The organism is Sphingobium sp. D43FB (assembly GCF_002312805.1).
GTDB lineage: Bacteria > Pseudomonadota > Alphaproteobacteria > Sphingomonadales > Sphingomonadaceae > Sphingobium.
Window position 1 is genome coordinate 129,337 of the sequence record NZ_NMUA01000010.1, and the last position, 14,960, is coordinate 144,296.

13 protein-coding genes and 2 pseudogenes are annotated in these 14,960 nt (G+C 59.9%); 8 read left to right on the forward strand and 7 right to left on the reverse strand.

The genetic code is table 11. From position 1 onward, the window contains the following. Positions 1–109: 109 nt before the first annotated feature. Positions 110–637 (reverse strand): GNAT family N-acetyltransferase, encoded by a 528-nt coding sequence (locus SxD43FB_RS10890; protein ID WP_096062185.1) that lies wholly within the window; start codon positions 635–637, stop codon positions 110–112. A 337-nt stretch (positions 638–974) separates the two neighbouring features. On the opposite strand from SxD43FB_RS10890, the gene SxD43FB_RS10895 reads away from it, so the two are divergent. Continuing rightward, positions 975–1,976 (forward strand): type I phosphomannose isomerase catalytic subunit, encoded by a 1,002-nt coding sequence (locus SxD43FB_RS10895; RefSeq protein WP_217988788.1) that lies wholly within the window; start codon positions 975–977, stop codon positions 1,974–1,976. A 33-nt stretch (positions 1,977–2,009) separates the two neighbouring features. Here the strand turns inward: SxD43FB_RS10895 and SxD43FB_RS10900 are convergent, their stop codons facing one another. Both SxD43FB_RS10900 and tpiA read right to left on the reverse strand, forming a co-directional pair. Beyond that, entirely contained in the window at positions 2,010–2,285 is a 276-nt protein-coding gene (locus tag SxD43FB_RS10900) for a hypothetical protein (protein WP_141249494.1), read from the reverse strand. 12 nt (positions 2,286–2,297) lie between these two features. Next, entirely contained in the window at positions 2,298–3,104 is an 807-nt protein-coding gene (tpiA, locus tag SxD43FB_RS10905) for a triose-phosphate isomerase (RefSeq protein ID WP_096062187.1), read from the reverse strand. 411 nt (positions 3,105–3,515) lie between these two features. Between tpiA and lptB the strand changes: the two genes are divergently transcribed. The 4 genes and pseudogenes from lptB (at position 3,516) to SxD43FB_RS10925 (ending at position 9,063) form a co-directional block, all read left to right on the forward strand. Next, a complete protein-coding gene (lptB, locus tag SxD43FB_RS10910; protein ID WP_096062188.1) occupies positions 3,516–4,229 on the forward strand; it encodes an LPS export ABC transporter ATP-binding protein in 714 nt (237 codons plus the stop codon). Positions 4,230–4,392: 163 nt separating this feature from the next. Next, a pseudogene (locus SxD43FB_RS10915) lies at positions 4,393–6,501 on the forward strand (copper-translocating P-type ATPase); the annotation flags it as partial. A 193-nt stretch (positions 6,502–6,694) separates the two neighbouring features. Continuing rightward, positions 6,695–8,323: pseudogene (locus SxD43FB_RS10920) on the forward strand (Na+/H+ antiporter). Positions 8,324–8,415: 92 nt separating this feature from the next. Then, on the forward strand, positions 8,416–9,063 hold the full coding sequence (locus SxD43FB_RS10925; RefSeq protein WP_096062190.1) for a YoaK family protein: 648 nt from the start codon (positions 8,416–8,418) through the stop codon (positions 9,061–9,063). A gap of 46 nt (positions 9,064–9,109) precedes the next feature. Here SxD43FB_RS10925 and SxD43FB_RS10930 read toward each other — a convergent pair whose 3' ends face one another. From SxD43FB_RS10930 to SxD43FB_RS10945, 4 genes are all read right to left on the reverse strand, one after another. Beyond that, positions 9,110–9,484, reverse strand: coding sequence for a chaperone modulator CbpM (locus tag SxD43FB_RS10930; RefSeq protein WP_096062191.1), 375 nt, complete (start codon positions 9,482–9,484; stop codon positions 9,110–9,112). After that, on the reverse strand, positions 9,481–10,401 hold the full coding sequence (locus SxD43FB_RS10935) for a DnaJ C-terminal domain-containing protein (RefSeq protein ID WP_096062192.1): 921 nt from the start codon (positions 10,399–10,401) through the stop codon (positions 9,481–9,483). The genes SxD43FB_RS10930 and SxD43FB_RS10935 overlap by 4 nt, the downstream gene beginning before the upstream one ends. A gap of 79 nt (positions 10,402–10,480) precedes the next feature. Continuing rightward, on the reverse strand, positions 10,481–10,741 hold the full coding sequence (locus SxD43FB_RS10940; protein ID WP_096062193.1) for an FAD-dependent oxidoreductase: 261 nt from the start codon (positions 10,739–10,741) through the stop codon (positions 10,481–10,483). 221 nt (positions 10,742–10,962) lie between these two features. After that, entirely contained in the window at positions 10,963–11,607 is a 645-nt protein-coding gene (locus SxD43FB_RS10945) for an NAD(P)/FAD-dependent oxidoreductase (RefSeq protein ID WP_096062194.1), read from the reverse strand. Positions 11,608–12,238: 631 nt separating this feature from the next. On the opposite strand from SxD43FB_RS10945, the gene SxD43FB_RS10955 reads away from it, so the two are divergent. The 3 genes from SxD43FB_RS10955 to SxD43FB_RS25895 all read left to right on the forward strand — a co-directional run bounded on the left by SxD43FB_RS10955 (position 12,239) and on the right by SxD43FB_RS25895 (position 14,950). Further along, the gene (locus SxD43FB_RS10955; protein WP_096062196.1) at positions 12,239–12,826 is read left to right on the forward strand and encodes a nucleotide exchange factor GrpE; all 588 of its coding nucleotides are present in this window, start codon (positions 12,239–12,241) and stop codon (positions 12,824–12,826) included. Between the two features lie 88 nt (positions 12,827–12,914). Beyond that, the gene (gene dnaK / locus SxD43FB_RS10960) at positions 12,915–14,822 is read left to right on the forward strand and encodes a molecular chaperone DnaK (RefSeq protein WP_096062197.1); all 1,908 of its coding nucleotides are present in this window, start codon (positions 12,915–12,917) and stop codon (positions 14,820–14,822) included. Continuing rightward, complete coding sequence (locus tag SxD43FB_RS25895; protein WP_255245677.1) at positions 14,822–14,950, forward strand: hypothetical protein; 129 nt, start codon at positions 14,822–14,824, stop codon at positions 14,948–14,950. Before dnaK ends, SxD43FB_RS25895 begins: the two co-directional genes overlap by 1 nt. The last annotated feature ends 10 nt before the right edge of the window (positions 14,951–14,960 follow it).

A 14,960-nucleotide genomic window follows, 5' to 3' on the forward strand; every position in this document is an offset into this window, starting at 1 on the left:
CGTTCGCAAAAGGGCAGCCAGCGCTGCCGGATCACGGGTGTTAGGCACTCTAAACAAATGTGGTGCCGATGCTCGGCCTGACGCCAGGTCGGACCTCAGGAGCGCTGGTTTAGACATGGGTCTCATGACCCAATGTACGTCGGACCAGCACGAGCGTGGAGTCACCGGGATAGGGCTCGGCTGTAAACCCCATGTCCCGCTCGAGATTTATGGCTGCATGGTTTTCACGGCTCTCAATCGATTCCAGCGTTTTGACGCCTTTCGCTTCAGCGTAGCGCGCAATGTGAGCCAGAATCTCCCAGCTTATCCCTTTGCGTTTGAAATCGTCGCGGATCGAAATAGCGACTTCACCGCGTTCCATCGCCGGGTCGCAAGCCAGCATCCCTGTCGCGATCATGGGCGCACCATCTTCGCCAAAGGCCAGGAAATTCTCCGTGCGCTTATGATCGACCCTCGCAAGCGCTGCGACCCGATCATGCCCAATCTCGTTCAGTCCGGTCAAATACCGGAAGCGCAGATCATCGTGCGTAACATGGGTGAAGAACTCCGAGATGATGGCTTCATCCGCAGGCGTCGCGGGGCGGACATGAAATCGGAACCCCGTTCTGGTCGTTAGCAACTGGCTCCAATCCTTCATATAGTCTTTCCTGCTGTCATCGGTTTGATGCTTGTCGCCATGGTTGCGGCTAGGTGACTTCACGCGCGGTAACGGGCGGCTTAGAACGGATATCTGGACGTCGGGCCCTCGCTTCGCCAGCGTCGGAAAATACCTATGGCCGCGAGACAGTTGGGCCCAGGATCAATGGTCTCACGGGGCCAAACAGCGCGACGGCATGGTGTTTCATTACCGCGGCGCCCACTGCAATCGGCTTGCCGGAACTCAAGGTTGAGTAACTTCCGAGCCTGGCATCCCGTGGGGAAAAGCGCATCATGGCGAGAGGCAAGAAAGCCCGACTTGATGATGGTGGTCCAAATTGCGCTGCAAGAGTGACGAGTTACCCGCCTACCCCCTGCGGTTCGATCCCATCCTTCAATATAGGATCTGGGGCGGACAGCGCCTGCGGGAATGGATTAGCGGACCATTTCCCGCCGATGATCTCGTCGGCGAAGCCTGGCTGCTCAGCGACCGGATCGACAATCCCAGCCGCGTCGCTGATGGCCCTTTGGCGGGCCAGAGCCTTCCAGAACTGATGGCGCATTCGCCGGTCATGCTGCTTGGCGGGGCGGCCTCGCGCTTCTCTCGCTTTCCCTTACTGTTGAAATATTTGGACGTCGCGAAGATGCTGTCTGTCCAGGTCCATCCCTCGGACCAAGATCAAGATCTGGTCCCGCCGGGCGAAACCGGCAAGACCGAAGCTTGGCTGATACTTGAGGCCGATCCGGCCAGTCAGGTCTATGCTGGCCTGAAGCCTGGTGCCACGAAGGCCGCGTTGCGGGCCTTATCGATGGACACCGTGGATGGGCTGCTCGCAGGGTTCACCCCGCAGGCGGGGCAATGCATCCTCGTGGAGGCGGGAACGGTGCATGCCCTGGGCGATGGCATCGTCGTCCTTGAAGTCCAGCAAAACAGCGATGTGACCTTCCGGCTCTATGATTGGGACCATATCGACGCAAAAACATCTCTGCCCCGCCCGCTCCAGATCGACCAGGCGCTGCAAGCTATCGCCATGGATCGCCAGGCCGTCCGTCCGGCACTCGTACAAACGAGATCGACCGGTCCAGTGCGCCGCGAGCTCATGCTCGAGTCCCCCTATTTTCGGCTGGAGCGCGTGACAACAGCCGAGCCCTTTGAAATCGGCACCCGCGCCGGTCCAGCTATATTGATCTGCCTCGAGGGCTATGGCGATGTCGAGCATCCAGGAACGGATGTCAGGATGGGAAAGGGAAGCCTGATTCTTCTGCCTGCAGCTTTGGGAGCCTGTGGGTTCAGGCCGCATTGCCGGACCGTGATTATTGAAATCACGATCCCGGCTTGAAATCTTAAAAGCTTGGCTTTGCAGCCTTATTTTTCAGCCTTGCGGGTCATCCTCGGCCCGGAAGCGGTGAGCGCCGCGCCAGCTGGCACTGGCGTCCCGATAGGCGTTGGCGATGAACAGGGGAACCGCGCCGATGCCCTGCTCGAGTTGGGTCTCATCGAACCCGGCCTGCGCGGCATCTTTCCTGAACGCCCGTATCGGACCGTCATAGATCGGCGGATCGTTCCACGAAAATGGTCCGATCTCTATGTTCTGCGCGATCCAGGCAGTAGCGAACGTCATTGCTCTGTTGGGGATGAACTTAGTCAATGGCAAGCTCCTTCATCGGTCCGTTTCATAGGCATGGCGCAATCTGCGCAACGGATCCCCTGAGTGCCGAGTAACGGCGTCCGCCGCGCGGATAATGCCGTTGAAGTCGTGCGATCGGAGGCTGGCGCCTCCAACAAGCACCCCATCAACCTGGGGCAACTCAAGGATAGATTCGGCGTTTTCCGCAGTCACCGACCCGCCGTAGAGGATTCGGAGACCGTGATTGCGATCGCCCATCAAGTCCGTCAGCCGCTGGCGAATGGACTGATGGACCTCAACTATCTCTCCGGCCGTCGGCACGCGACCAGTGCCAATGGCCCAAAGCGGCTCGTAGGCAATGGCGCTTCCTTCCGAGAACTCGAGATCGACTGGCAGGCTCGCCGCTATCTGCGCAGAGCAAGCTGAAAGCGCCGCGCCTTCATCCCGTTGCGCTTGGGTCTCACCGATACAGATGATGACGGCGAGCCCCGCCCGCCGCGCCGCTACCGCCTTTGTTGCTACCATCGCATCGGTTTCGTTGTGATTTCGACGCCGCTCGGAATGGCCTACGATAACAGCGCTTGCGCCTGCGTCCTTGAGCATTTCGGCGCTTATATCGCCGGTGAATGCGCCGCTCACGCCAGCGCCGCAATCCTCGCCGCCGATGACAACGAGCCCAGCGCCCGCCTCGACAGCACGGGTAATGAGGGTGCTCGGTACGCAGATCAGGACATCATTGTGACCTGAAGTCGTCCGCGCGCATTCCGCAACCGCGCTTACCTCCCCCAGTCGATCACCAAGGCCGTTCATTTTCCAGTTACCAGCGATGAGCAGCCCCATTGCATCTCTCCGTCTCAGTGTCCGTCAGACCTTGAAATGCCACATAAAGGGATCGAACAATTGGGTCGGAAACTACTCAGGAGGGGGCCGCCAGCGCCGTGTCGCAAGCTAGCAAGGGCCTTTACCCTTCAAAGGCCGTTTGCGCCGCCGCGCTGAGTATATCCCGATGCTGCAAAGGGACGGGCATTCAGGGCATCGAAATGACTGACACGGCCAACGGACAAGGCTGATTGCCTCTTGGATCTCTACCCTTGCGGGCCGCCCGGCTGCTCCCCGCACAACAAGTAATGGGCACTGGATGAAATATTATATGATTGAGAGCCAGCGGCAACGCAGGCTAACGCCGTGAACGACCTCGCACCATTTGCAAGTGCGGCCGTGCCGCGGATAGATCGCAAGGCAGTTCCAGATATGTCGATAGTCGACGTAAGAAAATCCTACGACGATCGCGAGGTGCTGCAGGCCGTATCGCTTGACGTCTCGCACGGGGAAGTGGTTGGCCTGCTGGGGCCAAATGGAGCCGGTAAGACCATCTGCTTTTACGCTATCGCGGGCATTGTCGCCATTGATCGGGGACGCATCCTGCTTGGCGGTGTCGACGTGACCCAGAGGACGACATCCGAGCGCGCGGTATTGGGCCTTGGCTACCTCCCCCAGGAACAGTCGATCTTCCGCGGCATGAGCGTCGAAGAGAATATCATGACCGTTCTCGAACTGTTCGAGGAAGACCCGGCCAAGCGCGTGATCATGCTCGACGGGTTGCTGCAGGAATTTGGGCTCAATATTGTTCGCCACATGTCGGCTGTTGCTCTCTCAGGAGGAGAGCGCCGCCGCTGCGAAATTGCCCGGGCCGTGGCCGCTAGACCAACGATCCTATTGCTAGACGAGCCCTTTGCAGGCGTGGATCCGCTATCAATCGCAGAAATCAAGGCCATGGTGCGCGATCTAAGCGAGCGCGGCATCGGCGTCCTGATAACCGATCATAATGTGCACGAGATGGTCGAGATCGTGGATCGGGCCTATGTCCTCTACGAAGGACGCATGCTCTTTGAGGGTAGCCCAGCCAATTTGATCGCCGACCCCCAGGTTCGCCATCTCTACATCGGCGAGGATTTTTCGGCATGAAGGCATCCGCGCATCGGCGGCAATCGGGGCTGCTATGACCAGGACAGTGATACAGGATGGGAAGGCAGCTCTCTCTCCAAAGAGTGATATCACCGCTCGAACGGGTCACTGCGACGCGCTACGTGGCGAGCACGACCACATTGCTGCCGGTGCCCTGGAGGCTGCTTTGTGGACATGCCCAATGCATTCGCAAATCCATCATGATGCACCAGGGCCTTGCCCGATTTGCGGCATGGCGCTGGAGCCTGAAGCGCCGCGGAGCGACGACGCGCCGAACCCCGAGCTCGCTAATTTGATGCGGCGTCTCACCGTCGCGGGAATTTTGTGCATTCCCCTTCTAATTGTCTCGATGCTGTCGGAAATGCTGAACCTTCATCTGATGAGCCCAGATGTTTCACCGTGGGTCCAACTGGCCTTGGCCGCGCCAATCGTCCTTTGGGCCGGCGCCCCCTTTTTTCAGCGTGGCTGGATCTCGATTGTGACCTGGCGGCTCAACATGTTCACTCTGGTCTCGATCGGGGTAGGTTCGGCTTTCTGCTATAGTTTCATCGCAACGATAATGCCCGGCCTGTTTTCCCATGCGTTCCGAATGCATGACGCAATGGTGCCCGTATATTATGAGGCCGCCGGTGTGGTCGTAGCGTTGGTGCTTCTTGGCCAGGTGATCGAGCTCCGCGCCCGCGCCGCAACGGGTCACGCCATTCGAGCGCTTCTGGATCTAGCCCCCAAGACGGCACGGCGGATCCAGGCAGACGGCCCTGAGATAGACCTTCCGCTGAGCCAGATCCTTGTCGGCGATCGACTGCGGATACGTCCAGGCGAGAGCGTTCCGGTCGACGGTATCGTCATTGATGGACGCTCACCGGTCGATGAGTCGATGCTGACAGGAGAGCCTACGCCGATATGGAAAATTCCGGGCGCAAGCGTAGCTGGCGGTACTACCAATGGGGCTGGCAGCCTGGCCATCGAGGCGCGGGCCGTTGGAGCAGATACAATGCTGGCCCGGATCGTCAAGATGGTAGCGGCTGCTCAGCGCAGCCGGGCGCCGATCCAGGCGCTGGCCGACCAGATATCGGGATGGTTTGTTCCGATCGTTGTTTTCATCGCACTTTTGACGTTCGCCATATGGGCGGCCGTTGGACCGGAGCCGCGCTTTGGCCACGCCTTGCTGAACGCCATCGCCGTCCTGATCATTGCTTGTCCCTGCGCGCTGGGTCTGGCGACCCCCATGTCAATCATGGTCGGAACCGGACGGGGCGCGCGCGCGGGAATCCTCATAAAGGAAGCGCAGGCGCTGCAGGCGCTTGATCGGATCGACACGCTGGTGATCGACAAGACGGGCACCCTCACCGAAGGAAAGCCCCGTCTCATCGCCACCGAGACTGTCGCAGGCACGCGCCCGACCGAGCTCCTCTGCCTCGCCGCAGCGCTTGAGGCGCAATCGGAGCATCCGCTGGCACAGGCGATCGTTGCTGCCGCAAAGCTGGCAGGAGCGAAGCTTCCGGAAGTAAAGCAATTCGAATCCCAGACCGGCCTCGGGATCAGCGGCGTTGTTGGACGACATAAGGTCGTGATCGGCAGCGCCCAGCAAATGGCAAGGATCGGCCTCGATCCTGGCACGTTTCAGGCGAGGGTGGACGCCTTTCGCGGGAACGGAGCCGGCGTCATGTTCGTAGCGCTGAACGGCCGCCTGGCAGGCTTTCTTGCCGTCGCCGATCCCGTCCGCGAGAGCGCTGCGGGTGCGATTGCAATGCTCCGTAAGCAAGGCCTAAGGATCGTGATGTTGACCGGAGACAATCCGATGACCGCCAATGCTGTAGCACGACAAGTAGGCGGCATCGATGCTATACATGCGGACCTCAAACCCGAGGACAAAGCCAGCATCGTTGGTGCGTTGCAGCTGGCCGGCGCCAAAGTCGCCATGGCGGGCGACGGTATCAACGATGCCCCTGCCCTTGCTGTGGCCGATGTTGGTATTGCGATGGGGACCGGGACTGACGTCGCGATCGAGAGTGCCGGCATCACGTTGACCCATGGCGACTTGTCGGCGATCGTTCGAGCGCGTGGTCTCGCACGTGCGACGATGCGAAACATCCGCGAAAATCTTTTCTTTTCGTTTATCTTCAATGGCGTCGGCATCCCCGTAGCGGCCGGAATATTATATCCTGTGACCGGACTGCTGATGTCTCCCATGTTTGCGGGAGCAGCAATGGCTCTTTCATCGTTCACGGTGGTTATGAATGCGCTGAGGCTAAATCGGGTCGCCTTATGACGGCTGCGCCAAAATGCGGCATGCATCCGGTATTCGGTCGGCCAGCTAGCTAGATCAAGGTCGCCACAAAGGGGTATTTGCTAAGTGGTGCGATCCACCGTCATTCTAACGGCTCGCCGTAGAGTCACAATGGCTGGTTCCGCAACGCTGAGCATGACAGGGCGAGCAACGCTAGCGAACGGGAAGAAAAGTCTTGGAAGCCATTACGATCGTCCTTGCCTTGCTGTTTGCCGTTGTCGTCAGCGGCGCCATATCCCGTATCCTTCCAATCCCCGTTCCGCGTCCCCTCGTACAAATTCTCTTGGGCGCAGCCATCGGTCTTGCCGCAAACTGGCGGGTGACTCTCGACCCAGAGATTTTTTTCCTCCTGCTTTTGCCGCCACTCCTGTTTCTCGACGGCTGGCGTATCCCGCGCGAAGAGTTGTTCAAGGACGGACGCGCGATCCTCGGACTTGCGTTAGGACTGGTGGTGTTCACCGTCCTTGGCATGGGCCTGTTCATTCATTGGCTGATCCCGACAATACCGCTCGCAGTGGCGTTCGCCCTCGCGGCGGTGGTCTCGCCCACCGATCCGATCGCTGTTTCGGCCATCGCGCACCGCGTGCCAATTCCAAAGCGCATGATGCATATCCTTGAAGGCGAGTCGCTCCTGAACGACGCCTCTGGCCTGGTCTGCCTGCGCTTTGCCATCGCTGCCGCTCTCACGGGCGTTTTCTCACTGCAGGCCGCCGCTCTCAATTTCTTGTGGATGGCCTTAGGCGGTGTGGCGGTAGGAGCCGGACTGACCTGGTTGATCGCGCGCGCCAAGAACTGGATCAGCCGGCGGCTGTGAGAGGATAGCGGATCGCAGATACTCATCAGCCTGCTGATACCGTTTGGCGCTTATCTCGTGGCGGAACGCCTCCATTGCTCAGGCATTCTGGCGGCGGTTGCCGCCGGCCTGACAATGGGCTTCGTCGAAGGCGGGGGTCAGGCCCTGGCCATCACCCGGATCCGTCGCAGCACCGTCTGGGACGTCATCCAGTTCGCGGCGAACGGCATCATCTTCGTCCTCCTGGGCGAGCAACTCCCCATGATTATCTCGGGTGCGTCCGAGACGGTCCGCCAGACAGGCCATCACCACCCTTCATGGCTCATAACCTATGTGCTGGCGATCACCATCGGCTTGGCAGCGCTCCGGTTCGCCTGGGTGTGGGTTTCCTTCCATCTCACGCTGTTTCGACAGAAGGAGCGGCAGTCGACACCGAACTGGCGCATCGTGGGCGCCATGTCCTTTGCTGGCGTGCGGGGCGCGATCACCCTGGCAGGCGTGCTAACCCTTCCTCTTACCATGCCCGATGGAGCGCCATTCCCGGCGCGGGATCTGGCGATTTTCCTAGCGATGGGCGTCATTATCACCTCTCTCGTCGCGGCTAGCATTGCGCTGCCATGGCTGCTCAGCGGGCTCCAAATGCCGGCCGAGCCCTCGCACCAGGCCGAGGAAGACACGGCCCGTATCCGAGCAGCCCAGGCCGCCATCGCCGAGATTGAGCGAGTGCAACATGATCTCGCCGAAGGGCGGGGCGACGCCGATCTCTATGTCGAGGTCGCGTCCAAGATCATGTCGTCCTATCGGCAGCGCATCGAAAACCGCCAGGGAAATGCCGAGGATAATGCGTCGGGCCGCCGTTCCGAGCGGATCGAACGCGACATGCGACTTGCAGCCCTGAAGGCCGAGCGCGCCGAAGTGTTCAATATGGTACGCTCGCACATGCTAGGGAGCGAGCTAGCGAAAAAAATGATCCGTGAACTGGATCTACTGGAGACGCGCTATGCCGGATGAACTGCGCAATCCTGTCCCAGTCATTTCGTGGCGGAAGCTCGGCACCGACCGCTCGGCCGCTATCGATCCGCGTTCGCCGTCGTGAGCAAGGCATGATCCGCTACAGTCGACGACCGCGCATTTTGGCGATCTGTCTGGCGATGCTCGCGGGGTTCATCGACGCGATCGGCTTCCTGAAGCTCGGCGGCCTCTTCGTCTCGTTCATGAGCGGGAACTCGACACGCCTCGCCGTAGGCATCGCGACGCAATCTCATCCTGTACTGCTCGCGGCATCGCTCATCGGTGCCTTTGTCGGCGGCGTGATAGTCGGTTCTTTGCTATCCACCCTGCATGCACGCCGACGCAAGGCTACTGTTCTCCTGACCGTTTCCGTTCTCCTCGCGCTCGCCGCAGGCTGCAATCGCGTCGCCCTCGACGGATGGGCCGTTCACGCGATGGCAGTCGCCATGGGATGCGCCAATACCGTTTTTCAGCGAGACGGCGAGGTCAGCGTCGGGGTGACCTATATGACCGGAACGTTGGTCAAGGTCGGACAGCGTATCGCCGACGCTCTGCTGGGGGGCAACCGGCTGGGATGGCTCCCCTATCTTCTCCTGTGGCTTGGCCTCGTCTTGGGCGGCGTGGCGGGCGCCATTGGCTACCACCATATCGGCATGAACGGCCTCTGGGTTGGGGCGGCCTTCGCTATGCTGCTCTCGCTCCTCGCCCCGCAAACACCGTCAGAGGTGGAGAAGGCCTGACCCGGTCGCAAGATGGCTAGGGCTGCATCGAACGCTGGACGATTGTTTACGAACGAGCGGCAATATCATCCGCTTCCTTCTCGTCGGTCTTCCTGCGCTGCTGACTTGCGAGATGCGCGGTTAAGGCACGCCGCATATCCTCCGATGCGATTTGCTCGATCGCATCGCCTATGGCACGGACGTGGCGCCGCAGGCCGTACAGCTGGTCGAGAAGGGACAGCACGACCGGCAAAGCCGCCTCGTTGACGTCCAGATCCTCGCGCAATTCGTAGATCAGATGGACGCGCGCAACATCGATCTCCTCAAAGACATAATGCCCGCTTTGGCTTTTGGGCCGAACCCATTTGTTCGTGATCCAGCGTGAAAGATCATCGGGGTCCAACCCGTCGATCCTGGTCACCAGGACGTCGAAGCTCATCATGCCGCAGTCTCCATCTTGGCCCTTGGATTAACAGAGTTCTCTGGCTTCCAATCCCTCAGGAAGTTGGTGAGCGCTGCATCAGGCTTGCCGATCATGACGCGTAGAGTAGCGTAGAGATCGCCTGCCGCATGCCCCTTGGATTGCGGCACGCCCCGGCCACGCAACCTCAGCTCCGTTCCACTGTCCGAACCTGCCGGCACCTGCAGCTTGACAGGGCCCCGCGGCGTCTTGACCTCGACAGGACCGCCCAGGACAGCTTCGGCAAGGGACACGGGCAGAACGATTTTGATGTCCTGGCCGCTTCGCTCGAAGAAAGGATGGGGTGCGACATGAATTTCGATGAGGGCATCGCCTGCTGCCCCACCATTTATACCAGCACCGCCCTGCCCGCGCAGTCGCATCACCAGCCCATCGACAGTCCCGGCGGGGATCTTTACATCGAGCATACGACCATCGGGCAGATTGATCCTGCGCGTTGCGCCGTTGATTGCCTCGAGAAAGTCTGTCGTGAGCGAGTAGCGCTCATCGTTGCCGGCTGAACGGAAGGCGCCACCGGGCCGTCTGCCGTTCCTGAATATCGACCCGAAGATGTCGCTGAAATCACCGGAATCCCATGATTCCTGGGCACCAGGGCTATAGCGGCGACCAGGATCACCATCGGCATGATCCCTGTATGACGGACGCTGCGCGCGCTCCTGCCCCGCCGCATCGATCTCACCGCGATCGAACTGCCCACGCTTCTCGGGGTCGGACAGCAGGCCATTGGCGGCTGCAACCTTTTTGAACTGCTCTTCGGCTTTTGCATCCCCCGGATTGAGATCGGGATGGTGCTTCTTGGCAAGTTTCCGATAGGCTTGGCGGATGGCATCCTGACTGGCATCGTGCGCGACGCCCAAGGTCTTGTAAGGGTTGTCCACGCATTCTCATCCTTCATCGCTTGCAGTCGTCGGGGTGGCTCGGCACTCGGCCGTCTTGCGCACTACAAGTCGGGTGTGCTCAGCAAACAGCCTGATGGCCTCCAGGCCGAGATGAGCCTGAACCAGGTTTGGGATTCCACGCAAGGACCGCGGTTTTCTCGCTTGCGACGTTGGCCCAGACCCGGCTGTTACCGCCCTTGTGCTGTTCGGGCGCCTTCTCGATAAGCAGTATCCTGGCGCCGGCATCCGAGGCGGTGATCGCAGCTATCGCGCCGGCAAAACTATATCCGATGACGATGACATCGACTGTTTTGTCCCATGAAGCGGATACATTGATCATGTCGTCTCCATTTTTTGTCTGGGGCCTTTGTGCGGGCAACGGCGATGATCGGCGCCAGCCACAATATCGACGGCCTGATCGCCAAAGATGCGGTCATCAGGCACGGTTCGGAAGGATCGGAAATTACCTAGGGTCGGCGGAACGTGCCGATGCCCGAAGTAATCGAACAGATAGAGACGAGCAAAAGAGCCTCTTGCGATACGGCTGTTTCGCGCAAGTCATCAGGAGGCCACCGACTTTTCGGCTGCGGGCACTCTTGGCAATGCGTTGTGCACGGTCGTGGCGGCGATCGCTGCCTCGCCGCAGGCGACGCTAATCTGGTTCAGCCCCCGGACGAGGTCGCCTGCGGCATACAGGCCTTTAACGGAGGTTTCCTGATGCTCGCTCACAAAGAGCCGGCCAGCCATGTCCATGTCAGCACCAAGCGCTCTTGCCAATTTGGTCTGCGAGCTGGTGCCAAAGGCTGTGTAGAGGATATCGAACCTGTAGGTTGCGCCATCCTCAGCGCAGAAGGCGGTGGCGCCGTCGGCCTGCAATTGCACAGATCCAGCGCCCACATGTCGTATGTCGATGCCCGCTTCGGCAAGGGCCGCTTGGGTATCTGTAGATAGAAGAATGTTTTGTCCGACTAGCAGAAGCGACAATGCACTGGTGTAGGTTCGCAAGAACAGCGCCTCAGCCGCGGCGTGCGCGCTATTCCCTAGTACCGCTATGCGCTTGTCCATGCTCTCATACCCATCGCAGATCGGGCAGGTGCGGATGACGCCGCGTTTCACGGCATCGGCTAGGTGCGGCACGGTTGGTTTGTTTTCAACGACCCCAGTTGCGAGGATGACCGATCGCGCCGATATCGAGACATCGTTCATATGCGCAGAGAAGCCTCCCCCACTGTCGCGTTGAAGATGATCGATATAGCCCGGTTAGACTTTGCATCCGTAGAGCCCTGCCTGTTGGCGCATATGCTCGAGGAAGAGCGGCCCACTGATACCATCGGGGAACCCAGCCAGATTATGGCTCAAAGTTATCCATTCCGCGCGGCTCCAGCCGCCGTCCACGAGAGCGACACTGCGTCTGAAGCGCCCCAGATAAATTGCAGCCGTAAGCCCAGCCGGGCCGCCGCCAATGATTAGGCAGTCCACAATATTGCCGATCGGGGAAAGTCCGTTCCTGACTAGGATATCCGCCACCCTCGCCGTCTAGGCGGCCAGGGCGATCTCCAGCATCTACCGGTGCGAGCGCAATGCCCGGTAGCGACGGAAACTACCTATTCCTGGCTCACTAAGCGGATGCTTGGACTATTGGCGGCCGAAGACTTGGTGCCGGTCGAGACGGGTAAAACGGCGGACTTCGAACCGTTGGCGGGCGCTTTTCGAGCTGTCCTGGGATGCTGCGTAGTTTCCGACCCTGCCGCCGACATATTCCGTTCCACTATAGATTGCGCACAGGTTCACTCATGCCTGCCCGCCTCGCCCCGACGGCCTTTGCAGGAATAAAACCATGACCAGCGCCAGCGACGATATCGATCATGTTGGAGATCGCACAACGGCTCCGATCGAGCCAATATTTGACCCCAGCAGTGCCGATCCCCGCCACGCGAAAATCTTTACCCTCGAAGCCTCACTGGCGGAGATGCGAGAGCGATGGGTCCGATCAGAAGCTGATAACGCCAATATCCGCACCCGCGCGAAACGGGATGTCGACGATGGTCGCCGCTATGCCATTGAGAAATTCGCGCTCGACGTTGTCGAGACCGCGGAGAATCTGCGGCGCGCGCTCGACAGGCTCCCACAGGTTTCTGATCAGGAGCCTGACAATATCGCGGGCGTAAGAGCCGGACTGGTCGAAACCGAGCGCGGCTTCATCGCCTTGCTCGAGCGACACGGGATCAAGCGCCTGGATCCGATCGGCGCTGCATTTGATCCAAATTTTCATCAAGCAGTGGCCGAGCAGGGCGTCGACAACGAAGCGCCCGGTACCATTCTGCAAACTCTGTCCCCGACTTGGACATTGAACGGACGTCTTCTGCGAGCCGCAATGGTCATCATCGCCAAAGCAGCCACGCATGAGCATCGACCGCCGTCATGAGGCGGCCCCGCCTCGTTCACCTCTCTCCACTCTCCCCTCTTCTAGCGCGTCGCTCCCTTCGCACCGGTTCTTCAAAAGGAATAGCAGCATGAGCAAAGTCATCGGTATCGATCTGGGTACGACCAATTCCTGCGTCGCCATCATGGACGGTAAGGAGGCGCGCGTGATCGAAAACAGCGAAGGAGCCCGCACGACGCCCAGCATTGTAGCATTTGCCGAGCAGGGCGAGCGGCTAGTGGGTCAGGCCGCGAAACGCCAGTCCATCACCAATCCCACCAACACGATCTATGCCGTAAAGCGGCTAATGGGTCGCCGCTATGACGATCCGGTCGCAACGAAAGACAAGGCTCTCGTTCCTTATGGCATCGTCTGCGGCGACAATGGCGACGCATGGGTCGAAGCGCGCGATCAGAAATATCCTCCCTCGCAGATAAGCGCATTCATTCTGGGCAAGATGAAGGAAACGGCCGAAGCCTATCTGGGCGAAACCGTCACGCAGGCGGTGATCACGGTCCCCGCCTATTTTAATGACGCCCAACGTCAGGCGACCAAAGATGCCGGACGTATCGCCGGCCTTGAAGTGCTGCGGATCATCAATGAGCCGACGGCAGCGGCGCTCGCTTATGGTCTCGACAAAAAGACCAGCGGCCGGATCGCGGTATATGATCTGGGCGGCGGCACTTTTGACATCTCCATCCTCGAAATCGGTGACGGCGTTTTCGAGGTTAAAAGTACCAATGGCGACACGTTCCTGGGCGGTGAGGACTTCGACGCACGCGTGATCGATTTTCTCGCTTCCGAGTTTCAGAAAGATCAGGGCATCGACCTTCGAACCGACAAGTTGGCCTTGCAGCGCCTCAAAGAGGCTGCGGAAAAAGCCAAGATTGAACTGTCTTCGACCAAGGAGACAGAGATCAATCTTCCCTTCATCACGGCCGACGCATCGGGACCAAAGCATCTTCTGATCAGGATGACGCGGGCAAAGCTGGAAACGCTGGTCGACGACCTGATCAAGCGCACGATGGAGCCTTGCAAGGCCGCCCTCAAAGATGCTGGCGTGACGGCCACCGATATCGATGAGGTCGTCCTTGTCGGCGGCATGACGCGGATGCCCAAGGTCATCGATGTCGTTCGCGAATTTTTTGGCAAGGAGCCTGCGCGCAACGTCAATCCAGATGAAGTCGTGGCGATCGGCGCTGCGGTACAGGGGGCGATTTTACGCGGGGACGTCAAAGACGTACTCCTGCTCGACGTTACACCGCTCAGCCTCGGCATCGAAACGCTTGGCGGTGTCTTTACGCGCCTGATCGACCGCAACACCACCATTCCCAGCAAGAAAAGCCAGACATTCTCGACAGCAGACGAGAACCAGGCGGCGGTGACGATCAAGGTCTATCAGGGCGAGAGGGAAATGGCGGCGGACAACAAGGCGCTGGGCAATTTCGACCTGACAGGCATCCAGCCCGCTCCGCGCGGCATGCCGCAGATCGAGGTGACTTTCGACATAGATGCCAATGGCCTCGTATCCGTCCAGGCGAAGGACAAGGCCACTGGCAAGGAACAACAGATTCAAATCCAGGCGAATGGCGGCCTTGGTGATGCCGATATCGAGCGAATGGTGAAGGAGGCCGAAGCAAACGCAGGCGCTGACAAGGTACGGCGCAGCTTTGTCGAAGCGAAGAACCATTCGGACACATTGATTCACCAGGTGGAACAGTCTCTGGCCCGACACGGAGACGCCGTCGCCGCCGCCGATCAGACCGACGCCCGCAGCGCGCTCGAGGTGGTGCGATCGGCGGTAGAGGCCGGGCAGGAAGCTGGCCTGGTTCAGGCAACACAGCGTCTCTCTGACATCGCTGGGCGGATCGAGGAGGCTGTCCATAAGGCGCAGGCAGCGCACCCCTCGGGGGCGACCGCCGGTGAGACATCTACGGGTCCGTCCAACGAACATGCCGTCGATGCGGAATTCGAGGATGTGAGCGGCGAGAAGAGGTGATGAAGGCTGCTCTCATGATCCTTGTGCCGTCAGCGCCGCGCGACAAGGACGGCATCATCGAAGCTTCCCGTCCTGTCTTTATCTTCGCGAGAGGCGAGGTGCGCGACAGGGCGTCGCCCTACTCGTGACAGCAGCGCT